The sequence below is a fragment of the Paraburkholderia sp. UCT70 genome (assembly GCF_050434085.1).
Lineage (GTDB): Bacteria > Pseudomonadota > Gammaproteobacteria > Burkholderiales > Burkholderiaceae > Paraburkholderia > Paraburkholderia tuberum.
Window position 1 is genome coordinate 1517329 of the sequence record NZ_JBNPVZ010000004.1, and the last position, 22670, is coordinate 1539998.

The 22670-nt window shown below is 64.8% G+C and carries 20 protein-coding genes and 2 pseudogenes; 6 read left to right on the plus strand and 16 right to left on the minus strand.

Going from position 1 to position 22670, the window contains the following annotated elements:
* Nucleotides 1-53 precede the first annotated feature (53 nt).
* A pseudogene (locus tag OKW41_RS32550) lies at nt 54-976 on the minus strand (NAD(P)-dependent oxidoreductase).
* 297 nt (nt 977-1273) lie between these two features.
* Here OKW41_RS32550 and OKW41_RS32555 point away from each other — a divergent pair.
* Nucleotides 1274-1483 carry a dodecin gene (locus OKW41_RS32555; RefSeq protein ID WP_018435559.1) on the plus strand — a complete coding sequence of 70 codons (210 nt, stop codon included), beginning with the start codon at nt 1274-1276 and terminating at the stop codon, nt 1481-1483.
* A gap of 109 nt (nt 1484-1592) precedes the next feature.
* Here OKW41_RS32555 and OKW41_RS32560 read toward each other — a convergent pair whose 3' ends face one another.
* The 4 genes from OKW41_RS32560 to OKW41_RS32575 form a co-directional block, all read right to left on the minus strand.
* Nucleotides 1593-2687 carry a BMP family ABC transporter substrate-binding protein gene (locus OKW41_RS32560; RefSeq protein WP_429575193.1) on the minus strand — a complete coding sequence of 365 codons (1095 nt, stop codon included), beginning with the start codon at nt 2685-2687 and terminating at the stop codon, nt 1593-1595.
* Between the two features lie 63 nt (nt 2688-2750).
* Nucleotides 2751-3680: an ABC transporter permease gene (locus OKW41_RS32565; protein ID WP_090800507.1), complete on the minus strand. Its 930-nt coding sequence runs from the start codon at nt 3678-3680 to the stop codon at nt 2751-2753.
* 39 nt (nt 3681-3719) lie between these two features.
* Nucleotides 3720-4826 (minus strand): ABC transporter permease, encoded by a 1107-nt coding sequence (locus tag OKW41_RS32570; RefSeq protein ID WP_429576521.1) that lies wholly within the window; start codon nt 4824-4826, stop codon nt 3720-3722.
* Between the two features lie 93 nt (nt 4827-4919).
* Entirely contained in the window at nt 4920-6518 is a 1599-nt protein-coding gene (locus tag OKW41_RS32575; RefSeq protein WP_429575194.1) for an ABC transporter ATP-binding protein, read from the minus strand.
* A 270-nt stretch (nt 6519-6788) separates the two neighbouring features.
* On the opposite strand from OKW41_RS32575, the gene OKW41_RS32580 reads away from it, so the two are divergent.
* On the plus strand, nt 6789-7721 hold the full coding sequence (locus tag OKW41_RS32580; RefSeq protein WP_429450233.1) for a LysR substrate-binding domain-containing protein: 933 nt from the start codon (nt 6789-6791) through the stop codon (nt 7719-7721).
* A gap of 95 nt (nt 7722-7816) precedes the next feature.
* Here OKW41_RS32580 and OKW41_RS32585 read toward each other — a convergent pair whose 3' ends face one another.
* Nucleotides 7817-9205 carry an 8-oxoguanine deaminase gene (locus tag OKW41_RS32585; RefSeq protein ID WP_429575195.1) on the minus strand — a complete coding sequence of 463 codons (1389 nt, stop codon included), beginning with the start codon at nt 9203-9205 and terminating at the stop codon, nt 7817-7819.
* Nucleotides 9206-9751: 546 nt separating this feature from the next.
* Here OKW41_RS32585 and uraH point away from each other — a divergent pair.
* The 4 genes from uraH to OKW41_RS32605 all read left to right on the plus strand — a co-directional run bounded on the left by uraH (nt 9752) and on the right by OKW41_RS32605 (nt 13338).
* The gene (uraH, locus tag OKW41_RS32590; protein ID WP_018417696.1) at nt 9752-10105 is read left to right on the plus strand and encodes a hydroxyisourate hydrolase; all 354 of its coding nucleotides are present in this window, start codon (nt 9752-9754) and stop codon (nt 10103-10105) included.
* A gap of 159 nt (nt 10106-10264) precedes the next feature.
* Nucleotides 10265-11458 carry a urate hydroxylase PuuD gene (locus tag OKW41_RS32595; protein WP_429575196.1) on the plus strand — a complete coding sequence of 398 codons (1194 nt, stop codon included), beginning with the start codon at nt 10265-10267 and terminating at the stop codon, nt 11456-11458.
* A gap of 270 nt (nt 11459-11728) precedes the next feature.
* Nucleotides 11729-11995 carry a helix-turn-helix domain-containing protein gene (locus OKW41_RS32600; RefSeq protein ID WP_090800516.1) on the plus strand — a complete coding sequence of 89 codons (267 nt, stop codon included), beginning with the start codon at nt 11729-11731 and terminating at the stop codon, nt 11993-11995.
* Nucleotides 11992-13338 carry a type II toxin-antitoxin system HipA family toxin gene (locus OKW41_RS32605; RefSeq protein WP_429575197.1) on the plus strand — a complete coding sequence of 449 codons (1347 nt, stop codon included), beginning with the start codon at nt 11992-11994 and terminating at the stop codon, nt 13336-13338. The genes OKW41_RS32600 and OKW41_RS32605 overlap by 4 nt, the downstream gene beginning before the upstream one ends.
* A 95-nt stretch (nt 13339-13433) precedes the next feature.
* Here OKW41_RS32605 and OKW41_RS32610 read toward each other — a convergent pair whose 3' ends face one another.
* The 10 genes and pseudogenes from OKW41_RS32610 to OKW41_RS32655 all read right to left on the minus strand — a co-directional run bounded on the left by OKW41_RS32610 (nt 13434) and on the right by OKW41_RS32655 (nt 22476).
* Complete coding sequence (locus tag OKW41_RS32610) at nt 13434-13946, minus strand: ureidoglycolate lyase (protein WP_429575198.1); 513 nt, start codon at nt 13944-13946, stop codon at nt 13434-13436.
* The gene (gene alc / locus OKW41_RS32615; protein ID WP_184056821.1) at nt 13943-14953 is read right to left on the minus strand and encodes an allantoicase; all 1011 of its coding nucleotides are present in this window, start codon (nt 14951-14953) and stop codon (nt 13943-13945) included. Before alc ends, OKW41_RS32610 begins: the two co-directional genes overlap by 4 nt.
* 67 nt (nt 14954-15020) lie before the next feature.
* Complete coding sequence (uraD, locus tag OKW41_RS32620) at nt 15021-15542, minus strand: 2-oxo-4-hydroxy-4-carboxy-5-ureidoimidazoline decarboxylase (protein WP_429575199.1); 522 nt, start codon at nt 15540-15542, stop codon at nt 15021-15023.
* The gene (gene puuE / locus OKW41_RS32625; RefSeq protein WP_429293195.1) at nt 15539-16489 is read right to left on the minus strand and encodes an allantoinase PuuE; all 951 of its coding nucleotides are present in this window, start codon (nt 16487-16489) and stop codon (nt 15539-15541) included. Before puuE ends, uraD begins: the two co-directional genes overlap by 4 nt.
* Before the next feature lie 194 nt (nt 16490-16683).
* Entirely contained in the window at nt 16684-17466 is a 783-nt protein-coding gene (locus OKW41_RS32630) for an aspartate/glutamate racemase family protein (protein WP_187618415.1), read from the minus strand.
* A 48-nt stretch (nt 17467-17514) separates the two neighbouring features.
* Nucleotides 17515-18997 (minus strand): annotated as a pseudogene (locus OKW41_RS32635) (NCS1 family nucleobase:cation symporter-1).
* A 367-nt stretch (nt 18998-19364) separates the two neighbouring features.
* On the minus strand, nt 19365-20078 hold the full coding sequence (locus OKW41_RS32640) for a GntR family transcriptional regulator (protein WP_429575200.1): 714 nt from the start codon (nt 20076-20078) through the stop codon (nt 19365-19367).
* Between the two features lie 318 nt (nt 20079-20396).
* A complete protein-coding gene (gene ldcA / locus OKW41_RS32645) occupies nt 20397-21323 on the minus strand; it encodes a muramoyltetrapeptide carboxypeptidase (protein WP_429575201.1) in 927 nt (308 codons plus the stop codon).
* 26 nt (nt 21324-21349) lie between these two features.
* Nucleotides 21350-22078: a tRNA adenosine(34) deaminase TadA gene (tadA, locus tag OKW41_RS32650; protein ID WP_429575202.1), complete on the minus strand. Its 729-nt coding sequence runs from the start codon at nt 22076-22078 to the stop codon at nt 21350-21352.
* Nucleotides 22075-22476, minus strand: coding sequence for a DnaJ family domain-containing protein (locus OKW41_RS32655; protein WP_429575203.1), 402 nt, complete (start codon nt 22474-22476; stop codon nt 22075-22077). The genes tadA and OKW41_RS32655 overlap by 4 nt, the downstream gene beginning before the upstream one ends.
* Nucleotides 22477-22670 lie beyond the last annotated feature (194 nt).

Here is a 22670-nt window from a genome sequence, read left to right on the forward strand (position 1 = left end):
ATTTTAGCAGGTTTGGAGATTTCAACCCGACAGTTGTTCCGGCGCGGCCCGCGTCACCCGCTCGAGCCGCCGCGCGGCGTCTGCAGAATGTCGATAAAGGCCGAAAAATCCGCGTCGGCGAGCCCCATCGCGGCACCCAGTCGCAGCAATTGCTGGACCGTCGACGCGACCGGCATCGGCGTGCCGGTCTCAGGCGGTCGCCGCGACCGTATCGACGTCCTTCTGGAACGTGCGCAACGCGCCGATCGGCGCGAGCCCGCTTTGCGTCATGCGCGGTACGAAAGTCCGCAGCAGCACCGAATCGGCCCAGCCGCCGGCGAGCGCCTCGGGCAGCTTCGCGGCGTCGATACCGCTGCGCTGCGCGAGGCTCACCGCTTCGGCGATCGCGGCGACGGTCGCGGTGACGATCGCCTGATTGCAGAGCTTCGCGGTTTGCCCGGCGCCGACCTCGCCCATGTGCATGACGCGGGGGGCATTGGCATCGAGCAAGGGGCGCACCGCTGCGAGATCGCTGGCGGCGGCGCCGGCCATGATCGCGAGCGTGCCCGCTGTGGCGCCGGCGACGCCGCCCGAAACCGGCGCGTCGATCCAGCCAATCGAAGCGCCATCCCGAGAGGTTCCCGTGCCCGCCCGCGCCGTCCGCCGCCCCGCCCGCCTCGCCGAAATCAGCCACCCGTCGCGCCAGCGCGCGCGTCGCGGCCGGCGCAATGCTCGAATGATCGACGATCCAGCGCATGCGGCGCGGCGCCGCAGGGCCGCCATCGAGCAGTCCCGCCGGGCCGAACACGATCTGCTCGACCGCCGCCGCGTCCGCTACGCACAGCAGCACCGCGTCGCAGCGCGCGGCCAGCTCACGCGGCGTATCGACGACGTGCGCGGCCTCGGCCCGCAAGGCCTCGGCCTTGGCTCGCGTGCGGTTCCACACATGCACGCTATGACCCGCGCGCAGCAGGTGCCGGATCATCGGCGCGCCCATCAGACCGGGGCCGCAAAAACCAGTTTCCACGTTCGAACCTCGTCGGCTATCAGATTGAATGGCTTATGTTGCGTACAGATGATAGCGACCGCGCACCGCGCTGAAGTCGCGCGATACCGGGCATGCGATGTGCGGTATCGATGGTTCGAGCGGCGACGTCTGATCCGCCGCGCAGGCGATTGCGCTGGCGAGGACGCATATGTCCGTCGGACTGCGCGAACCGTTGCCTATACTTTTTTCCATGCACGTTTCCGAGCAGCGTTTTACTGACCAGCGGCGCACACCAAGGAGGAACTCATGTCAGAACACGTTTACAAGAAGATCGAACTGACCGGTTCGTCGAAGAAATCGATCGACGACGCGATCACCACCGCGATTGCCAAAGCGTCGGAAACGCTGCGCAATCTGCACTGGTTCGAGGTCACGGAAACGCGAGGCCAGATCGAGAACGGCAAGGTTGCGTACTGGCAGGTAACGCTGAAGGTCGGCCTGCGCATCGAGGACTGAGCGGCGACCGCACGACACGCTTGCCCGTTGCCACGCGCAAGCCGCAAACAGAAAAGCTGCGTCCAGGCGGGGCTGGACGCAGCTTTTTTTCAACAACGGACCGCCCGATTTACTTCGGCAGCGACCCGTCGACACCCTCCACGTACCAGTTCAGGCGCTGCAGTTCCGCATCGGTCAGCGTCTTGCCTTCAGGCACCTTCACCGTGCCCGACTGATCCTTGATCGGGCCCGTGAACACGTCGCGCTTGCCGTTCGCGAGTTCGTCGCGCTTCGCGGCAACCTGCTTCTGCCCATCGGCCGGAATCGCCGACGTGTTCAGGTCCTCGAGGTTGACAGCCTTCTGCGGAATGCCCCACCACACCGGATCGTTCTTCCACTTGCCGTCGAGCACCTGCTGGATCACCGCGCTGTAGTACACGCCCCAGTGCGCGACGACCGAGCCGAGATGCGCATCAGGACCGAACTTCTTCATGTCCGAGTCCCAGCCGAACGCGTGCACGTGCTTCTCCGACGCGGTCGCGAGCGTCGCGCTCGAATCGGTGTTCTGCAGCAGCACGTCGGCGCCCTGGCCGATCAGCGTTTCGGCGGCCTGCTTTTCCTTGCCCGGATCGAACCAGCTGTTGATCCAGATCACCTTCGTATGCACCTTCGGATTCACTGAGCGCGCGCCGAGCGTGAACGCGTTGATGTTGCGCACCACTTCCGGAATCGGCACCGACGCGACGAAGCCGAGCGTGTTGCTCTTCGTCACGTAGCCCGCGGCGACGCCGGCCAGATACGCGCCCTGGTACATGCGCACGTCGTAGGTGCCGAAGTTCGGCGCCTTCTTGTAGCCGGTCGCGTGCAGGAAGATGGTGTCCGGGAAGTCCTTGGCGACCTTGAGCTGGAAGTCCTGGAAACCGAAGCTCGTGCCGAAGATGATCTTGTTGCCCTTGTTCGCGAGATCGCGGAACACGCGCTCGGAGTCGGCCGATTCGGGCACGTTCTCGACGCGCGTGATCTTGATCCTGTTGCCGAACTTCGCTTCGGCTTCCCGCGAGCCCTGATCGTGCGCGAAGGTCCAGCCGGCATCGCCCGGATTGCCGAGATAGACGAACGCGACGCCCGGCACGTCAGCGGCCTGCGCGGTTTGCGCGAGCGGCGCCGCAAGCGCCAGCGACGCCGCACCCCAAGCGAAAGCGGTCAGCAGATTTCTTCTCTTCATGTTTTTTCCCCTGTCGTAATGAGCGAATAGTTTGAGCGGATCGATAAAGAACCTGTGTCGCCGTCAGCCCGCCGAGAAAAACGGCTTGCCGAGCGACGCGGGTGCATTCAGGCGAATCGTGTTCGGATTGCGCGAGATCAGCGCGAGCACGACGATCGTCGCGACGTACGGCAGCATCGCGAGGAACTGCGTCGGCACCGGCACACCGATCGCCTGCGCATAGAACTGCAGCCCCGTCACCGCGCCGAACAGCAGCGAGCCGATCAGCAGTCGCCCAGGGCGCCACGTCGCGAACACCACGAGCGCGAGCGCGATCCAGCCGCGGCCCGAGGTCAGATTCTCCTGCCACAGGTGCAGATTGACGATCGAATAGTAGCCGCCCGCGAGCCCCGCCATGCCGCCGCCGAACGCGACCGCCCCATAGCGCACGCCGACCACCGGAAAGCCGACCGAATGCGCGACCTGCGGCGATTCGCCGACCGAGCGCAGCACGAGTCCCGCGCGCGTGCGATAGAGGAACCAGCCGATCGCGGCGAACATCAGGAACGCGAGGTAATCGAGCGGGGTGAGGGTAAACAGCGCCGGGCCGAGCACCGGGATGTTCGACAGGCCGGGGATCGTCCACGTATCGATCGTCGCGCGCACCGCCGCCGACGTGTACGGCTTGCCGACGTACGCGGACAGCCCGATGCCGAAGATCGTCAGCGACAGGCCGGTCGCGACCTGGTTGGCGAGCATCGTCAGCGTGAGGAACGCGAACAGCAGCGACATCGCGAGACCGGCGCCGATCGCGGCGAGCACGCCGAGCCACGGGCTGCCGGTGATCGACGTGACCGCGTAGCCGCTGACGGCGCCCATCAGCATCATCCCTTCCACGCCAAGATTGAGTACGCCCGATTTTTCGGCGACGAGTTCGCCGGCGCCCGCGAACATCAACGGGATCGACGCGGTGATCGCGCTCGACGTGAGCGCGCTGGCTTGCTGGATATCCATATCGAGTCTGAAAGCGGATTAGCGAGCTTATTGGCAAACTTAACGAGCCACTGCTGCGGCCGAGCGGCGCCGCACGCGGTAGTTCACGAACAGGTCGGCGCCGAGCAGGCAGAACAGCAGCAGCCCCTGGAACACGCCCGAGAGCGCCTGCGGCAATTGCATCGAGGTCTGCACCGCTTCGCCGCCGAGATACAGCAACGCCATCAGCAGACTGGCGAGCACGATGCCGAGCGGATGCAGCCTGCCGACGAACACGACGATGATCGCGGTGAAGCCGTAGCCCGGCGACCACGTCGCCTGCAACTGGCCGATCGGACCGGCGATTTCGCCCATACCGGCGAGGCCCGCGAGGCCGCCGCTAATCAGCAGCGACGTCCAGATCGTCTTCTTGTCGGAGAAACCGGCGTAACGCGCGGCGAGCGGCGCAAGTCCGCCGACGTTCATCCGGTAGCCCGCGAAGCTCTTGCGCATGAACAGCCAGACGAGCGGAATCGCGATCAGCGTGAGGAACACGGACGCGTTCAGGCGCGTGCCACGCAGAAATTTCCAGTGCCAGTCGCCATACAGCGTCGGAAACAGCGCGTCGCCGCTGAACATCTCCGACAGCGGGAAGTTCATGCCCTGCGGATCGCGCCACGGGCCGCTCACGAGATAGATCAGCAGTTGCGTCGCGACGTACGTGAGCATCAGGCTCACGAGAATCTCGTTGGTATTGAAGCGGCTCTTCAGAAACGCGGGAATCGCGGCCCACGCCATGCCGCCGAGAACGCCGGCCGCCATCATGGTCGGCAGGATCCACCAGCCGCTCGCCTGATCGAAATAGATCGCGACGCCGCTCGCCGCGATGCCGCCGAGCAGCATCTGCCCTTCGGCGCCGATGTTCCACACGTTCGCGCGATAGCCGATCGCGAGACCGAGGCCGATCAGGCACAACGGCGACGCCTTCAGCAGCAGCTCCGACCAGCCGTTGATGCTCGACAGCGGCTCGATGAAAAACCCGTGCATCGCCTGCAACGGGTCGCGGCCGACGAGGCCGAAGATCAGGAAGCCGATCGCGAGCGTCAGCAACGCGGCGATCAGCGGCACGGCGAGCTGCATCGTGCGCGACGGCGACGTGCGGGCTTCGAGTCGATAGGGAAGCGTCATGGGTAGCGTGTATTTGTTCGGGTTCTGTTCTTCAGGGTCCGCATTCGCGTGCGTGGTTAGCGTCCTGGCGTGGCCGGCGGGCAACGCCTCGCCTCATGCATGCGCCGGCTGATCCGCCGCGGGCGCCGCGCCCTCGCGGTCGCCGAACAGCCCCGCCATCCAGCGGCCGATTTCCTCGGCGTTGGTCGCACCTGTCGCGCGCACCGGCGAAAGCCGGCCGCCCGCGAGCACCGCGATGCGATCGCAGATATCGAACAGCTCTTCCAGTTCCTCCGAGATCACCAGAATCGCGACGCCGCGCGCCGACAGATCGAGCAGTTGCTGACGGATGAACGCCGACGCGCCGACATCGACGCCCCACGTCGGCTGCGCGACCACGAGCACCTTCGGCGCCTGCAAAATCTCGCGGCCCATGATGTATTTCTGCAGATTGCCGCCCGACAGACTTTGCGCGAGCGCGTCGGGGCCGCCGCAGCGCACGTCGAACGCGTCGATGCAGCGCTTCGCGAATGCGCGCATCACACCCGTTTTGATCCAGCCCGAGTTGACCATGCTCTGCCGATGCGCGGTGAGCAGCGCGTTGTCGGCGAGGCTCATCGCCGGCACCGCGCCGCGGCCGAGCCGCTCTTCGGGCACGAAGCCGAAGCCGAGCGCGCGCCGCGCGCCCGCGCCGAGGCGCGCGGCCGGTTTGCCGCAGATCGTGATCGCATCGGCCGGCAGGCTGCGTTTTTCAGCGCGCTTCTCGCCGGACAACGCCGCGAGCAGTTCCGCCTGCCCGTTGCCCGACACACCGGCAATGCCGAAGATCTCGCCCGCATGCACGCTGAACGACACGTCGCGCAACGAGGTGCCGAACGGATCGTCGCTCGCGACCGACAACTGCCTGACATCGAGCAGCACCGCGCCCGGCTTGTGCTCGCGCCGCGTGTAGTCCGGCAGCGAGTGGCCGACCATCAACTGCGCGAGCGATGCATGCGTCTCGTTCTTCGGCGTCACATGGCCGGTCACGCGACCGCCGCGCATCACCGTCGCGGTGTCGCACAACTCCTGGATTTCGTCGAGCTTGTGGCTGATGTAGAGGATGCTGCAGCCCTCGGCCGCGAGCCGGCGCAGCGTCGTGAAGAGCTTGCGGACCGCCTGCGGCGTCAGCACCGAGGTCGGTTCGTCCATGATCAACAGACGCGGATTCTGCAGCAGGCAGCGCACGATTTCGACACGCTGCCGCTCGCCGACGGTGAGGCTGTGGACATGCCGCTGCGGATCGATGTCGAGCCCGTAGTCGGCCGACACCTCGCGAATGCGTTTCGCCAACGTCTTCAGATCGAACGGTTCGTCGAGCGCGAGCGCGATGTTTTCGCCGACCGTCAGCGTCTCGAACAGCGAGAAGTGCTGGAACACCATGCCGACGCCGAGCTTGCGCGCAGCGGCCGGGCTCGCGATGTCGACCGTCTCGCCTTCCCAACGGATCTCGCCAGCGTCGGGTCGCACCGCGCCGTAGATGATCTTCATCAGCGTGCTTTTGCCCGCGCCGTTCTCACCAAGCACCGCATGGATTTCGCCGGGCGCGACGACGAGCGTGACATCGTCGTTGGCGCGCACGGCCGGGTACTGCTTCGTGATGCCCGTCAGCGCGAGCCGAGGCACCGCCTGGCCGGTGAGTTGCGCGTCGTCGCTAAGTGGAGTGTCGCTCATGAGATTCCGTAGTGCGTTCGTGACGCTGCTTGCCGCCTGCTTGCCGCCGGATTGCGGACTATCGGTCCGCCCCGCCGGCGGGCGATCCGTCACCACAACCGGATGACAATACCTAATTCGCCCCACTCAGTCGAGTTGACAAAATTTCCGCAAACCCCCGCCGCTACAAGCTCTGCGGGTATGTCGCCCTTGACGCCGTTTTTCGTCCATATTAAAACGCGTATACCCCCACGCTCGTTCGATCAGCCAGAACATATATTCGGAGAATCCATGAGCCAGCAACGCGAGGCGATCGACACGTACCTGCTGCGCGTGTTGCACACGCTACTGATGGAGCGCAGCGTCACCCGCGCCGCCGTCAAACTGAACCAGTCCCAACCCGCCATCAGCGCGGCGCTGCGCCGTCTGCGCGACATCACCGGCGACCCGCTGCTGGTGCGCGGCAAGTCCGGCATGGTGCCGACCGAGTACGGTCTGCGCCTGCTCGAACCGGTGCAGAACGCGCTGCGCGAAATCGAGCGCATCAAGTTCCAGCAGCACAACTTCGATCCGGCCACGTCGATCCGCTGCTACCGGATCGGCTGTCCCGACTACCTGAACGTACTGTTCGTGCCGACGGTCGTCGAACGTTTCCGCAAGGCCGCACCGAACGCGACGCTCGAATTCCATTCGCTCGGCCCCGCATTCGACTACGAACTCGCGCTCGAGGACGGCAAGCTCGACATCGTGGTCGGCAACTGGCCGGAGCCGCCCGAGCAGTTGCATCTGTCGAACCTGTTCGTCGATCAGATCGTGTGCCTGATGAGCAACACGCATCCGTTCGCCAAACGCGGCGGGCTCACGCTCGACCAGTACCTGAACGCGCCACATCTCGCGCCGACGCCGTATTCGGTCGGCCAGCGCGGCGCGATCGACGTGCATCTCGCGCGCGAGCGGCTCAAGCGCCATGTGGTCGTCACGCTGCCCTACTTCAATCTCGCGCCGTACGTGCTGATCAAATCCGATCTGATCTTCACGACGACGCGCCTCTTTGCCGACTACTACGCGAAGTTTCTGCCGCTGACCGTGATGCCCGCGCCGCTCGACTTCCCGCCGATGCAGTACTACCAGCTGTGGCACGAGCGCGTGCATTACTCCGACGAAGTGCGCTGGCTGCGCGGCGTGGTTGGCGAGGCGACCCGGACGTTGATCGACAAGCCCTGACGCCGCATGCGGCGCCGATCGCATTGGCACCGCCGCTCACGGATCGGCGACTCGCGGCTTGCGCGCGGCGCGAGTGCCGCCCCTTCCGCTCGAGCTCAAGCGGCCGCCTCGTAAAGCTGCCGCGCGAGCGCGTTATGCCGCTCGATCACCGGCCCGAGTTCGAGCGTCGCCAACTGCCCATTCTTCACCACCACCTTGCCGTCGATCACGCTATAGCTGACCTGCGACGGCGCGCAGAATACCAGAGCCGCCACCGGATCGTGCAGCGCGCCGGCAAAATGCGGCTCACGCAGATCGAACGCGACGAAATCCGCGGCCATGCCGGGCGCGAGCGCGCCGATGTCGTCGCGATTGAGCACGCGCGCACCACCCAGGGTCGCGATTTCGAGCGCCTCGCGTGCGGTCATCGCATCGGGCCCAAAACCGACGCGCTGCAGCAGCAGCGCCTGGCGCACTTCGGCGACCATCTGCGCACCGTCGTTCGACGCCGAGCCGTCGACGCCGAGCCCAACAGGCACGCCCGCGAGCCGCATGCGCTTGACCGGCGCGATGCCCGACGCGAGCCGCATGTTCGAGCACGGACAGTGCGCGACGCCGGTGCCGGTGCGCGCGAACAGCGCGATGCCCGCGTCGTCGAGTTGCACGCAGTGCGCATGCCATACGTCATGACCGACCCAGCCGAGATCGTGCGCATACTCGGCCGGCGTCATGCCGAACTTCTCGCGGCTGTACGCGACGTCGTTGAGGTTCTCCGCCAGATGCGTATGCAGCGACACGCCGTACTGGCGCGCGAGCGCCGCCGATTCGCGCATCAGGTCGCGGCTCACCGAAAACGGCGAGCACGGCGCCACGACGACGCGCAGCATGGAGTAGCGCCCATCGTCGTGATACGTCTCGATCAGACGCTGCGTGTCCTTCATGATGTCCGCTTCGCGCTCGACCACCGAATCGGGCGGCAGGCCGCCGTCCTTGCGTCCCACGCTCATGCTGCCGCGCGCCGCATGAAAGCGCATGCCGATTCGGCGCGCGGCCGCGATGCTGTCGTCGAGACGGCTGCCGTTCGGATAGATATACAAATGGTCGCTCGACGTCGTGCAGCCCGACAGCAGCAGCTCGGCCATCGCGGTCAGCGTCGATACTTCGATCATGTCAGGCGTGAGGTTCGCCCACACCTTGTACAGGTTCGTGAGCCAGCCGAACAACTCGGCGTTCTGCGCGGCGGGAATCGCGCGCGTGAGGCTCTGGTACATGTGGTGATGCGTGTTGACGAGGCCCGGAATCACGAGATGGCCGTGCAGGTCGAGTACCTGGTCGGCCGATTGCGGCAGTTGCGCGGTCGGTCCGACCGCGACGATCCGGTTGTCCTCGATATACAGCCCGGCGTCGCGCAGTTCGCGCCGCTCGTCATCCATCGTGACCAGCACGTCCGCGTGCTTCACAAGCATCGTTTTACCGGGTTGTTTCAGTGCTTCATTCATCGTCATTCGTCTGTCCGCCTGATTGCCTGCATGCAAAGCCGTTCGAACGCGATGCGGCGGCACGCCACCGTGCCGTCGCGTTCCGTTGAACGCCATTGGCCCGGTTACCCAGCGTGAGTCGCCGTCTTCGGGGTTTTCCATGCCAAAGGCCTGCCTTTGCACGGGTGTGTCGCGCCGCCACCTCGCGCGAACCGCATCGGGTTCGCGTGGGTCGCGCCGCACAACGCTTACCTTCGGTAGCCAAAATCCCGCTGACAACCCGCGCGGTTGCGATACCCAACTTCACACCGCCAATATAGTGGTGCATTTTTGGCGCCGGTACGATCGGCCGATGAGCCGGCGCGGCTTTCGTCTGGCTGTCCATCATGCGCGAACTATTATCTTTCCTATCGCTCGCGCTCGGGACAGAGCATCCTTTCTACAATGGCTGCCACGGCGCTCGCTTCGATTCGCCGACGGGTATGTAGCCACTGACGTGGAGCCTCGATCCGCCGCAAACGTAATGGATCGGGCCGCCGCCGACACCTCGCATTCACACAAGGACAATTGCGAATGGGCAAGCTCACTACCCACGTGCTCGACACCGCGAACGGCCGTCCCGGCGCAGGCATCAAGGTCGAACTCTTCGCGCTCGCGGGCGACACGCGCCGCGCGCTCAAAACCACGGTCACCAATCACGACGGCCGCTGCGACGAGCCGCTGCTCGAAGGCGACGCGCTCGTCGCGGGCGAGTACGAACTCGTGTTCGGCGCGGGCGACTACTTCGCGTCGCTCGGCACGAAGGTACCGGAACCACGCTTCGTCGATCGCGTCGTGCTGCGCTTCGGCGTCGCCGATGCCGACGCGCACTATCACGTGCCGCTGCTGGTGTCGCCGTTTTCGTACAGCACGTATCGGGGCAGCTAGCCCTGCTGGATGCGAGCCGCGTCCGAACCGGCACGAACAGGCACGAGCGCCCCGCGATACCCATAACAACCGCGCTGCGTCTTCTATCCGCAGTCGGCGCGATGACCGACGACGTCGAACGTCATCGCGCGCGCAACGAATCAGAAGTGGAGGAGTTTCATGGAAGGCTTTATCACCGACTGGTTGAACCTCGCGATTCGCTGGTTCCACGTCGTCGCCGCCATTGCATGGATCGGCGAATCGTTCTATTTCGTCGCGCTCGACAACAGCCTGAAGCCGCCGAGCGATCCGAACCAGCGCCGTCGCGGCGTGTTCGGCGAGCTGTGGCACGTGCACGGCGGCGGCTTCTACAACATGCAGAAGTACACGGTCGCGCCGCCCGAAATGCCCGAAGACCTGCACTGGTCGAAATGGCCGTCGTACACGACCTGGCTGTCGGGCTTCGGTCTCTTTACCGTGCTGTATTTGTTCTCGCCGAGCACCTACCTGATCGACAGGAACGTGCTCGACATGGGGCCGGTGGTCGCCGTCGCCTCGGCGATCGGTTTCCTCGCGGCCGGCTGGATCGTCTACGACTCGCTGTGCCGCATTCTCGGCACACGCGACAAACTTCTCGGCATCTGCGTCGGCGTTTATGTGCTGATCGCGGCGTATCTCGCCTGCCATATCTTCGCGGGCCGCGCAGCGTATCTGATCATGGGCGCGATGCTCGCGACGATCATGTCGGCCAATGTGTTCTTCGTGATCATTCCGGGCCAGCGCAAGATGGTCGACGCGATGCTGAAGGGCGACACGCCGAACCCGATCTACGGTAAGCGCGGCAAGCAGCGCTCGGTGCACAACACGTATTTCACGCTGCCGGTCGTGTTCGCGATGCTGTCGAACCACTACGCGATGACCTACACGCATCCGTACAACTGGGCGGTGCTCGTCGTCATCATGCTGGCCGGCGCGCTGATCCGTCAGTTCTTCGTTATGCGCCATCGCGGCCAGGTGTTGTGGTATCTGCCGCTCGTCGGCGTCGCGCTGATGTGCACGGCACTCGTGTGGACCATGCCGCGTCCGGTGGTGCCGCAGGCGCAGGCCGCCAACGCGCCGACGCTGAAGGTCGCCGACATCGCGCCGGTGCTGCAGCAGCGCTGCGTGGCCTGCCACTCCGCGCATCCGACGATGATGGGCAGCGCGCCCGCCGGCGTGCTGATGGATACGCCCGACGAAATTTCGCAGAACGCGCAGCGCATTTACCAGCAGGCGGTCACGTTGAAGGCGATGCCGCTCGGCAACGTCACGCATATGACCGACGACGAGCGGATGAAGATCGCCGCGTGGTTCGAAGGCGGCGCGGCGAAGTAAGGACGTCTGTCCGGATCACGGAGCCGGTGCCGAGGCAGAGGCTGGGGTGCGAAGCGGGCTTGTCGCGAGAGCGGCAAGCCCGTTGTTGTTTGGGAAGGTGACGTGTGCGGTCAGCGAGATCGATAATCGGAGTTTGTCGCCCTTGGGCTACAAAAATCGTCAAAGATACATAAAATGTAGCCCTAGAGACACAAATACGAATAACCTTGTTGTGTCTCTTGGGCTACAATAAATGCCAAATACGTTGAATTTGACGCCCTGAGGCTACAAATGACCACCCTCGCCGATGTCTCGGACATGCTGAAAGCCGTGCGACGCGACAGCAAACTATCGCAGGAAGAACTTGGGCGCCGCGCGGGCGTGGCCCGCACGACCGTCGCGCGGATGGAAACGCTCGCCAGGAACGATATGAGCGTGTCCGTGCTCGTGCGCCTGCTCGAGGTTGCCGGTTACGACCTCAAGTTCGTCGCGCATGGACATGGCCGCACGCTGGAAGACATCCTTGCTGAACAGCGCAGCCCGGACGCGCAGCCATGAAGCTCGACGTTCAGGTGCTAGGCAAGAACGTTGCCACGCTGTTTCGCGAGCGCGACGACTATGTCCTCAAATATCACGGCGATGCGAGCGCGGCCGACTTCGTCAGCCTGACGATGCCGGTGCGCGAAGAGCCTTGGCGCTGGCCACGCGACCTGCATCCGTTTTTCCGGCAGAACCTGCCCGAAGGCTATCTGCTGAATCTGATCCGAGAGCAATTCGGGCCCTTGCTCGACGGAACCGATCTGTCACTGCTCGCCGTCGTGGGCTCGATGGGGATCGGCCGGGTCACCGTGACGCCCGAAGGCGTGGCGCCGGGCACCGAACTCCAGGCGCTCGACGTCCAGCACATCCTGCACGGCGACAACACCGCCGAACATTTCGCGCAACTCGTACGTGAATACGCGCGAGCGGCCATTTCGGGCGTCGTGCCGAAGTTCATCGCGCCGGAGGCGCAGTCTGCCGCATCGACACCGTTGCAGCTCGGTAAGCCGACGATTCGAACGAGCCGTCACATCGTCAAAGGTTCGGACGACAACACGCCCTTTCTCGGTTTCAACGAGTTCCATTCGATGCGGGTGCTGGAGCGGCTGGGGGTGGCGCACGTTGCGCGCACGCGGATGTCAGACGATGGCAGGGCGCTCGTCGTCGAGCGCTTCGATGTCGACGCGCAGGGACTGCCGGCGTATGGCGTCGAAGACTTGTGCGGTCTGCTCGGCTTGCCACCGCACGAAAAATACAATTCGACGAGCGAGAAAATGCTCAACGCGGCAAGAGCGTATCTGCTCGATCGCGACACCATGCGGATGCAACTCCAGCAGCTCGGCTGGCATTTGCTGACGAACTACGTCGTGCGCAATGCGGACTGCCACACCAAGAACGTCGCACTGTTCTATACCTCGGTCGACGATGTCGCGTTCACGCCCGTCTACGATGTCGTGACGACCCAGGCTTATCCGCGCTTCGCAGCCAATCCGCCCGGGCTGCCTGTCGACGGCCGCAAAACCTGGGCAGCGGGTAAAACGCTGGAACGATTTTTCAACACGCGCATGAGCATCGCCCCGCGGCAATATGCGCAGATGGTTGAAGCGCTGTGCGACTCCGCTGTCGACGTCGGCCACGAGTTGATCGAAGCAGCGCGCAACGAACCGCAGTGGCGTGCGGTCGCCAAGCAGATGCTGCATGCATGGGACGACGGCATGACATCGCTGCGCTCGCCGAAGAAAAGCCTGCAATTCAGGGGGCTCAAGCCGGCCATCGAAGCAGCGGGATTTTCGGCGCCGGAGCCGCCCGAGCGGTCCAGGGAAGTCATTGGGCATTCGCCGCTGCTTGGCAGGCGCAAGTGATCGCCATCCATGCAAAAAAGCCCACGACGTAACGCACGTCGCGGGCCTGTTCTTCGAACCACAACGCTGCCGGCGACCCGGCAGCTGCATCGCCATCAAACCGCCACCGCGCTCAGCGCATCTTCCGTGAGCCACAGCGACTCCGCCAGATCCTGCTCGCTCAGATTGAGCCCCTCGCCGCCACGATCGACGACGATAAAGTCGCTCGTCTCGCCCAATGCGATCAGCGGATGGTGCCACACGCCTTTCGCGTAGTTGACGCCCTGCCAGCCAGTGGTGACGAACGCGCGGATCTTCTTCGTGTCGAGTTCGCCCGCGGGCGCGACGACGACCAGATACGGTTTGTCGTTGAGCGGCACGAACGCCTGGCTGCCAAGCGGATGACGCTCGAGCATCTTCACTTCGAACGGCAGCTTGCGCGGCTGGCCACGAAACAGATTGACGAGCGTGCGGCCGTGCTCGTCGGCCACGTCGACCTTCGCGAGGTCGTGATAGCGGATCGTCGTGCCGAGGTTGATCGGAATCTGCTTCGCGCCTTCGAGTTCGATCACGTCGCCGAATGCGGCGAACGCCTCTATCGTCAGCGGTTCGATGGCGAGCGTTTTCATTCGAGCGTACCCCACAGACGCAGACGCGACACGCCGCCGTCCGGATAGATGTTGAAGCGCACATGCGTAACGGGCCCGAGCGCCGCGATCTCGCTCTCGAAGAAATGCTGCTTGTCCATCTGCAGTTTCTGTTCGCCGAGCAGCACCGGCCAGAACATCGCCTGCGTGACGAGCGAGCTGTCGGTCCCGCCCTTCACGTACGCGGCCTGGATCGAGCAGCGATCCGGATAATTGCCCTTGAAGTGCGCGGTGTCGACTTCGATCTTGCGGATCACGCCCGGCTGCGCGAGCGCGATGATCGCCCAGTCGTTACCCGGCTCGCGACGACGACGCGTTTCCCAGCCGTCGCCCATATTCACGCCGCGACCCGGCATCAGCAGCGTCGAGGCCGCGCCGAAGTGCTGGTTGTTCGCGCCGACCAGATACGCGCCGTTTTCCATCGCCGCGAGATCGAACTGCTCGGTGCGGCTCGCGCCGGCCCAGTCGACCTGCGGCTGACCGTAAACACGCAGACGCGCGATGCCGCCGTCCGGATAGATGTTCACGCGCAGATGCGTGTACGCGCTCGCGTCGCCGACTTCGAGGTAGTGGTGGCTATTGCCCTGCAACGTGGTCGACGGCACGATCTCCGTCCATTGCGTCGCCTGATTCGGCTCGCCATCCGCAACGCGCGCCGCTTCGACCGACGCCGCCGGCGGGAAATTGCCGGTGAAGTGGCTCGTGTCGAGGTCGAGTCCCTTGATCACGCCGGGCCGCGCGAGCTTGACGATGCACCAGTCGTAGCCGGTCGTGCGCTTGCGACGCGTTTCCCAGCCGTCCATCCACTTGCCGTTGTCGTCGTACTTGCCCGGAATGAAGACGGCCGGTTCCGGATTCAGCATGCGGTCCTTCGGCGCGAAGAATTCGTCGCTGGCCTCGAGCGCCTGCGCGCCCAGACGCGGGTCCGCCAGGTTCACGTAACGGCGCGTGAATTCCGGTGCGTTGGGGTCGAGAATCGGAAGTGCCATCTTTGTCGTCCTTGAGATCGATTGGTGCGGGAAAAACGTTACGGCTCGCTGCGTGACGCAGTGCGCGTCACACGCCGATCAGGTCGTCGAGCCGCAAACGTGCAATGCGATAGATCTGATCGAGGCTCGCGCGCAGTTCGTCGGCGCGGCTGTTGTTCACGCGCGATTCGAAGTCCGCGATGATGCCGTGGCGGTCGTAGCCGCGCACCGCGAGAATGAACGGAAAACCGAATTTCTCGCGATACGCGTGATTGAGCGCATGCAGCTTGTCGAACTCTTCCTGCGTGCATTGCGCGAGACCCGCGCCGCTTTGCTCGCGCGTCGACTCGGCGGTCAGCTCGCCGCGCACCGCGGCCTTGCCGGCCAGCTCCGGGTGCGCGTTCATCAGCGCGAGTTGCTTGTCCTCGCCAGACGTTTCGACGATCTGCGACATCCTGCGATGCAACTCGTCGATGCTCGCGAACGGCCGCTCCCGCGCCGCGATCTCCGCGACCCACGGCGAGTGCTCGAAGACGCCCGACAGCGCCGCGACGAACGCGTCGGTCGAGATCCTGTTGAGTTGGTCCAGGGTGTATTGCATCGCCTTCATGCCGCAGCCTCGCGGTTGTCTTGCTGGTAAGGATGAGTTTCGTGCCAGTGCCGCGCGATATCGACGCGCCGCGACACCCACACGCGATCGTGTTGTTCGATGTGGTCGAGAAAGCGCTGCAGCGCCCGGAAACGCCCCGGCCGCCCGAGCAGCCGGCAGTGCATGCCGATCGACAGCATCTTCGGCACTTCGTCGCCCTCTTCGTACAGCACGTCGAATGCGTCGCGCAGGTAGGTGAAGAAGTGGTCCGCGGTGTTGAAGCCTTGCGGGGTGGCGAAGCGCATGTCGTTGGTGTCGAGCGTGTACGGCACGATCAGTTGCGGCACGGTCTTGCCGCCCGCCACCTCGACGTCCATCCAGAACGGCAGGTCGTCGCCGTAGTAATCGGAGTCGTACAGGAAGCCGCCGTATTCGGCGACCAGCCGATGGGTGTTCGGACTGTCGCGGCCGGTGTACCAGCCGAGCGGCCGCACGCCGGTCACGCGCTCGATCGCCTCCATGCCGAGGCGCATGTGCTGCGCTTCCTGCTCCGGCGACATGTCCTGATAGTGAATCCAGCGATAGCCGTGGCACGCGATCTCATGTCCGAGTTCGACGAACGCCCGCGCAACTTCCGGATGCCGTTCGATCGCCATGCCGACGCCGAACACCGTCAGCGGCAGGTCGCGCCTTTCGAATTCGCGCAGGATGCGCCACACGCCCGCGCGCGAGCCGTATTCGTAGATCGACTCCATGCTCATGTGCCGCGCCGGATACGCCGCCGCGCCCACGATCTCCGACAGGAACTGCTCGGAAGCGGGGTCGCCGTGCAGCACGCAGTTTTCGCCGCCCTCTTCGTAATTGAGGACGAATTGCACCGCAACGCGCGCTCGCCCCGGCCAGTTCGGATGCACCGGGTGGCGGCCGTAGCCGATCAGATCGCGCGGGTAGTTCGGGTCGAGTGGCATGGTTTGACGGATGCGTAGTGACGGGACCAGGAATGCGCGTGAACGCGGTTCGAAACCCCTCGACAACGGTGCGGGGTTCACACGTGTAGCCACGCAACAGGCGGCTTCAGCGGCTGCGCAAACCGCAGCGCCGAGTTGACCCAGTGTAGCGAAAACACCCCGGTGCGCCCATACAGCCGGGCAGATAGTGCGTGTTACAGCGAGTGTATGTGCGAGTCCGCCGACTCGGCGTTTACCCGCAGCGGACCGGGGCTGAACGACGCGAGCGCGCCGTCGTAGCGCTTCGCGAGCGGCCGCGCGTAGTCGCCGCGCTTGGCCGTCGCGAGACGCAGCGTCACCAACGCCTCAGTCCATTTGACGGCCGCCGTCACGCCTTCGATCACCGGCGCGCCGAGCGCGTCCTCGATCTCCGCGCACAGTTCGGCCATGCCCGCGCAGCCGAGCACGATCGCGTCCGAGCCGTCCTCGGCGAGCGCGCGCCGGCATTCGTCGAGGATGATGCGGCGCGCCGCCGAGCCCGGCTTGTCGAGATCGAGCACGGCGACGTCGGTCGCACGCACGTTGCGGCAGAACCGCTTCATGCCGTAGCGCTCGGCCAGATGCCAGGCCATGCCGCAGGTGCGCGCGAGCGTCGTCACGACCGAAAAGCCCGGCGCGAGCACGCTCGCCGCGTGCATCGCCGCTTCGGCGATGCCGATCACCGGGCCGCGCGCCAACTCGCGGGCCGCATAGAGACCGGGGTCGCCGAAGCACGCGATCACGTAGCCGTCGCAGCCGTCCAGTTCGCCGGCCGCGACTTCGGCGAGCAGACCGGGCGTGGCGAGCGCTTCGTCGTAATAGCCCTCGATCGACGGCGGGCCCATCGTCGGATTGACGGCGATCACTTCGGTGCCGGGCGCGGCGACGTCGCGCGCGCAGCGCCCCATCGCCTCGGTCATGCGGCGCGTCGTGTTCGGATTGATCAGTTTGATACGCATGGCGACTCCTGTTCGACTCGTTATTGCAGCGGCGAAAGCCCGCGAAACTCAGCGTGCGAGCATCCGGTAAAACAGCGCGCCGAGTCCGGCGCCGATGAACCACGAGAAATTCGCGCAACCGTCGAGCCCCGGCACCATCACGCAGATCACCGCGATCAGCGCGGGCCGGCAGCAACGCGGCCACCGCGCGATAGTTGACGCCGTTGCGATACCAGTACGAGCCGCTCGGCGCGACCGTGTACAGATCGTCGAGCACGATCTTCTGACGCTTCACGAGGTAGAAGTCGACGATCAGGACGCCGTACAAAGGTCCGATGAAACTGCCGAGCACGTCGAGCGTGTAGTGGATGACGGCCGGATTGTTGAACAGGTTCCACGGCGTGATGAACACCGACGCGACCGCCGCGAGCATGCCGCCCGCGCGCCAGCTGATCAGACGCGGTGCAACGTTCGAGAAGTCGAAGGCCGGCGACACGAAGTTCGCGACGATGTTGATGCCGATCGTCGCGATCGTGAAGGTCAGCGCGCCGAGAATCACGGCCATCGGATAGTCGATGCGGCCCACCGTCTCGACCGGGTCCGTAATCAGTTCGCCGAACACCGGCAGCGTGGCCGCGGTCGTGATCACCGTGACGAGCGAGAACGCGAGGAAGTTGACCGGCAGGCCCCAGAAGTTGCCGCGCTTGACGCTGCGAAAGCTCCTGCCGTAGCGCGAGAAGTCACCGAAATTCAGCATCGGTCCGGAGAAGTACGACACCACCAGCGAGATTGCCGTGATCATCACCGGTACCACTTCCATGCCGTGATATTTGACGCCGCCGAGGTTGATGCCGATGTTGCGCCAACCCGCGCGATACACCATGTAGCCGGCGAGAATGAACATCACGACGTAGACGGCTGGCCCGGCGAAGTCGATGAACTTCTTGATGGTCTCCATGCCGTGCCAGAACACCAGCGCCTGCAGTACCCACAGCACCATGAAGCCCGCCCAGCCGAGCGTCGACAGACCGAGCAGGCCATGCCGATGCACATCCGCATACGGCAGCAGTTGCGGCACGAACTTCAGCACGACGATCACTAGCGCGCTCGACGCGAGATAGGTCTGGATGCCGTACCACGCGACCGCGATCAGGCCGCGGATCACTGCGGGGACATTCGCGCCGAGCACGCCGAAGGTCGCGCGGCACGCGACCGGATACGGCACGCCGTTCAGCTGGCTCGGCTTCGCGATCAGGTTGCACAGCACGTTCACGAGCGTGATGCCGATCAGCAGCGACACCAGCACCTGCCAGCTCGTCAGGCCGAGCGCGAACAGACTCCCCGCGAATACATAGCCACCCACGCTATGCACGTCCGACATCCAGAACGCGAAGATGTTGTACGCGTTCCAGTTCTGCGCGCGCAGCGGCGCGAGGTCCTCGTTGTAGAGCCGCTCGCTGTAGCCGGCCGGCATCGACGGATCGGTTTGAGCCGTGCCGTCCGGATAGTTGGAGATGGGGTGACTGCCTGGCGCTGCACTGAACTGAGCCATGATTCCTCCTTTGGATAGGGACCGTCGAAAGAGCATCGACGGACATTGCATCGGCCATGCCAGTTGCTCGCTTCTCGTCCCGCGTGGGTCGAAGAAGTCGGCGTCGTGGTCCCGGACCGTGCCGCGCGTGTCTCCGTACTGACGTACTTGTGGTTGTCGCATCGCCAGCCGCCACGGCTTTCCGGCGATGCGTCGCTACCCGACGTCCGTCGTCTCGCGACGAACGTGCGTGTTCGGGCCGGCGGCGCTCACGCGAGGCCGCCTGGCCGTGCATCTATCGGTTCAGTTCAATTCAGTGCGGCGCGCACCACGAACGGGCGCTCGCCTGCTGCTTGCCTCAGCCTGGGGTGGAGTCGGCTTCGGCTGTCTAGGTGGATGCTTCTTTCGACGCAAGCGCGCCGAATACTTCATGCAGATCCGCTGCCCCGCGCGCGGGGCGATCCAGCATCTTCAACTCGACGCTTTGCAGATGGCGCGACATCAGCGCGGCCGCCTGCTTCGCATCGCCGGCGTCGAGCGCGGCGAGAATCGCTTCGTGGTCCTCGAACGAGCACGGGCTGCGTCCGAGCGATTCGTACAGCGCGGAAATCAGCGTGGAACGCGCGACCAGCCCGTTCAGGCAATCGCACAACACTGAGTTGCCGGTCAGGTTCGCGAGCTCCGTATGAAACTCGCCCGACAAGCGGATCCATGCCGGAAAATCCCGCGTTTCGAATGCCTTGCGTTCCCGGCCGATCATGCCGCCGATGTTCCTCAGACGCCGCATGCCGTGTCCGCTACAGATCTTTTCGACGACGGCCAGCTCGATGATGCGGCGCATTTCGAACACCTCGTGCACCTCCTGCAACGACGGACTCGCGACGAACGCGCCACGATTCGGCTCGAGATCGACAAGGCGCTCACTCGCCAGCTGCAATAGCGCCTGGCGGATGGGGCCGCGCTTCACACCGAATACTTCGCATAGCTGAGCTTCGGTGAGCTTCGCGCCGGGTGCCAGCCGGTGCTCGAGGATCGCCGCGCGGATGCGCTCGGCGATTGCTTCGGGCTTCGAACTGTTCGCGACGGATTCGGTGTCGGACATGATTGGCGTCTCGGTATGTTGGTCATCATAGGACGGACGCAAATATTGTCAACAATTTTTTCGTCTATTTTCGACAGTTTTCGTGCTACGCTGCGTCAGCGGAAGGCTGTGACCCAAGCTGCGCGGCTGTCTGGCGGGAATCTTACCTGGTTTTGATGATGCCAAGACGAGTATTGGCAACCAGTTTTTGTCAACAAAAACTGCAAACATTGGCGATGGGTGTGGGAGGTGGTGAGTGTGGAGATACTGACAGTTAGTTGCGTTACTGACGCAAAAAAAGCGGGCGATCCGCCCGCCTCCGCCCCGCCCACGACGGCTTCAGCCAATACTCGGATAGCCCGACGCCGTCAGCCTGAAGCCATGCGCATTAGCGACCAGATGCGCGTCCGCGCCGACCGGCAGCGTCACCATGTTATGAACGTGCCCGAACTGCAGCCCCGTCACGACAGGAATGCCGATCAGCGAGCGCACTTGCTCGACCATCGCGTGCAGGTCGTAGCCGTTGTCGTAGTCGTACGGCTTGCCGCCCGAGAAATCACCGAGCACGAGCGCCTTCTGTTGCGCGAGGATGCCGGACAGATGCAGTTGATAGATCATCCGCTCGATGCGGAACGGCTGCTCGTTGACGTCCTCGACGAACAGGATGCCGCCCTGCACCGGCGGCATGTACGGCGTGCCGACAAGCGACGCCACCACCGCCAGATTGCCGCCCCACAGCGTGCCCGTTACGTCGACGCTCTGCGCTTGCGGCGTGTCGCTCGCGACCGTGATGGTCGGCTGCGTCAACGCCGACCAGAAATGCCGCATCGTGAATTCGCTGACCTGCTCGGCGCCGAAATCACTCATCAGCATCGGGCCGCCGAAGGTCTTCAAGCCGGCGCGCGCGAGCAGCGCCAGTTGGATCGCGGTGAAGTCGCTGTGACCGACCAGCGCTATAGGCTGATCGGCGAGCCGCCGCTGCAGCCCCTCGTAGTCGAGACCGTGCAGAATCCGCACCGCGCCGTAGCCGCCGCGCACGGCCAACACGACATCGGGCAGCTCACGCGATGGATCGGCGAGCCGGTTCAGATCGGCCGCGCGCTCGCCGTCGGTGCCGGCGAAGCGCTGGAAGCGGCGCTTCGCGGCCTCCTCGCCGTCGACTCGATGCCCCTGCGCACGCAGCCGATGCAGCGCGCGATGCAGCACCTCCGGATCATGCGGATAGCCGGATGGTGCAATCAGTTCGATGGTGCGAGATGCGGTCATGGCGAAACCCGTTGGGCGTTGTTGTTTTAGAGCGGCGTGGTTGGGGGCGGTTCGCTGCTGGAGGGTGTGGCGGTGTCCACGGCCGCTTCGGCCGCTTCAGCCGTTTCGCCGCGCGCCGCCGCGCGGGCTGCGCGACTCGTCCGACGCCGCTCGGCAAAAAACGACCTGAGCGCGGCACCACATTCGGCTTCGAGGACGCCGCCGCTGACCGTCGTGTGATGGTTCAACCGAGGATTCGCGAACGCATCGACGACGCTGCCGCACGCGCCGGTTTTTGGATCGCGCGCGCCGAACACGACACGGGCGATGCGCGCGTGCATGATCGCGCCGGCGCACATCAGGCAAGGCTCGAGCGTCACATAGAGTTCGCAACCCGGCAGACGGTAGTTTTGGAGCGACTGCGCGGCTGCGCGCAGCGCGACCATTTCGGCGTGCGCGGACGGGTCATGCGCGCCGATCGGATGATTGAAGCCCGTGGCGATGACTTCGTCGCCGCGCACGAGCACCGCGCCGACCGGTACTTCGCCGGCTGCGCGCGCTTCTTCGGCGGCGGCCTGAGCGAGCGTCATGAAGCGCAGGTCGCGTTCGGAGATGATGGGAGCGTCGGAATTTCCGGGAGGGATGGCGGCAGCGGCCATCGGGTGATCAGCCGCCGGTGCGAAGACCGCGCCGATGCAAGCGCCAACGGATTTCTCACCGGCCTCGGCTTGCGCAGAAGAGCCGATCGAGGCGGCACACGGGAGCGGCTCGTTCACTGCGAACCCGCGGCGGCTACATCGACATTGCCCACGCGCTCAGAGAGACGCTCCGCGATGCGGCGGCAATATTCGCGCGGCAGGACCATCGGGCCGCCGCGCAGCGATTCGAGCGCCATATCGAGCGCGAGCATGCGCGCCTGAAGACGGCAACGGGTCGCCTGATCGCTCACGGCATTCAGCTCCGTTTGCAGATCGCGCAACGCGCGAAGCTGCTCGACGGCGGGCGGCACGAAGCCCGCATTTTTCAGAATCCGGTTGGCGACGCGCACCTCTTCCGGCACCAACGCATCGTCGTCGAGGGCTAGCGGCGCGCCCGCTCCCGGTAAGTCGTCGAACTCTCCGCGCGCGGCGGCGGCGGCAATACGCTGTTCGACAAGCGCATCAAGCAATTTCATCTGCAATCCACAACGTTGCGGCCCGAGCATTCTATCAGGGAGCGCATGGGCGCTCCGTGCTCACTTGACGGCATAAAGGCGCCGATTTGCCGGCAACCCGGCATTTGACGGTGCTTCAGCGTGGACTTAGAGTAAGTCATCAAGTCGCACAATGCGCGCGGCGCTTAACCGTCGCGGCACGCAGAGGTTGTCTC

Excerpts from the sequence above, each read along its gene's own strand:
- ldcA (WP_429575201.1), bottom strand. The coding sequence starts at position 21,323 with ATGACCGCATCTCGCACCATCGAACTGATTGCACCATCCGGCTATCCG.
- alc (WP_184056821.1), bottom strand. The coding sequence starts at position 14,953 with ATGGCACTTCCGATTCTCGACCCCAACGCACCGGAATTCACGCGCCGT.
- uraH (WP_018417696.1), top strand. The coding sequence starts at position 9,752 with ATGGGCAAGCTCACTACCCACGTGCTCGACACCGCGAACGGCCGTCCC.
- OKW41_RS32655 (WP_429575203.1), bottom strand. The coding sequence starts at position 22,476 with ATGAAATTGCTTGATGCGCTTGTCGAACAGCGTATTGCCGCCGCCGCC.
- OKW41_RS32570 (WP_429576521.1), bottom strand. The coding sequence starts at position 4,826 with ATGACGCTTCCCTATCGACTCGAAGCCCGCACGTCGCCGTCGCGCACG.
- puuE (WP_429293195.1), bottom strand. The coding sequence starts at position 16,489 with ATGCCACTCGACCCGAACTACCCGCGCGATCTGATCGGCTACGGCCGC.
- uraD (WP_429575199.1), bottom strand. The coding sequence starts at position 15,542 with ATGAAGGCGATGCAATACACCCTGGACCAACTCAACAGGATCTCGACC.
- OKW41_RS32600 (WP_090800516.1), top strand. The coding sequence starts at position 11,729 with ATGACCACCCTCGCCGATGTCTCGGACATGCTGAAAGCCGTGCGACGC.
- OKW41_RS32630 (WP_187618415.1), bottom strand. The coding sequence starts at position 17,466 with ATGCGTATCAAACTGATCAATCCGAACACGACGCGCCGCATGACCGAG.
- OKW41_RS32640 (WP_429575200.1), bottom strand. The coding sequence starts at position 20,078 with ATGTCCGACACCGAATCCGTCGCGAACAGTTCGAAGCCCGAAGCAATC.
- OKW41_RS32585 (WP_429575195.1), bottom strand. The coding sequence starts at position 9,205 with ATGACGATGAATGAAGCACTGAAACAACCCGGTAAAACGATGCTTGTG.
- OKW41_RS32555 (WP_018435559.1), top strand. The coding sequence starts at position 1,274 with ATGTCAGAACACGTTTACAAGAAGATCGAACTGACCGGTTCGTCGAAG.
- OKW41_RS32580 (WP_429450233.1), top strand. The coding sequence starts at position 6,789 with ATGAGCCAGCAACGCGAGGCGATCGACACGTACCTGCTGCGCGTGTTG.
- OKW41_RS32610 (WP_429575198.1), bottom strand. The coding sequence starts at position 13,946 with ATGAAAACGCTCGCCATCGAACCGCTGACGATAGAGGCGTTCGCCGCA.
- OKW41_RS32595 (WP_429575196.1), top strand. The coding sequence starts at position 10,265 with ATGGAAGGCTTTATCACCGACTGGTTGAACCTCGCGATTCGCTGGTTC.
- OKW41_RS32560 (WP_429575193.1), bottom strand. The coding sequence starts at position 2,687 with ATGAAGAGAAGAAATCTGCTGACCGCTTTCGCTTGGGGTGCGGCGTCG.
- OKW41_RS32575 (WP_429575194.1), bottom strand. The coding sequence starts at position 6,518 with ATGAGCGACACTCCACTTAGCGACGACGCGCAACTCACCGGCCAGGCG.
- OKW41_RS32605 (WP_429575197.1), top strand. The coding sequence starts at position 11,992 with ATGAAGCTCGACGTTCAGGTGCTAGGCAAGAACGTTGCCACGCTGTTT.
- OKW41_RS32565 (WP_090800507.1), bottom strand. The coding sequence starts at position 3,680 with ATGGATATCCAGCAAGCCAGCGCGCTCACGTCGAGCGCGATCACCGCG.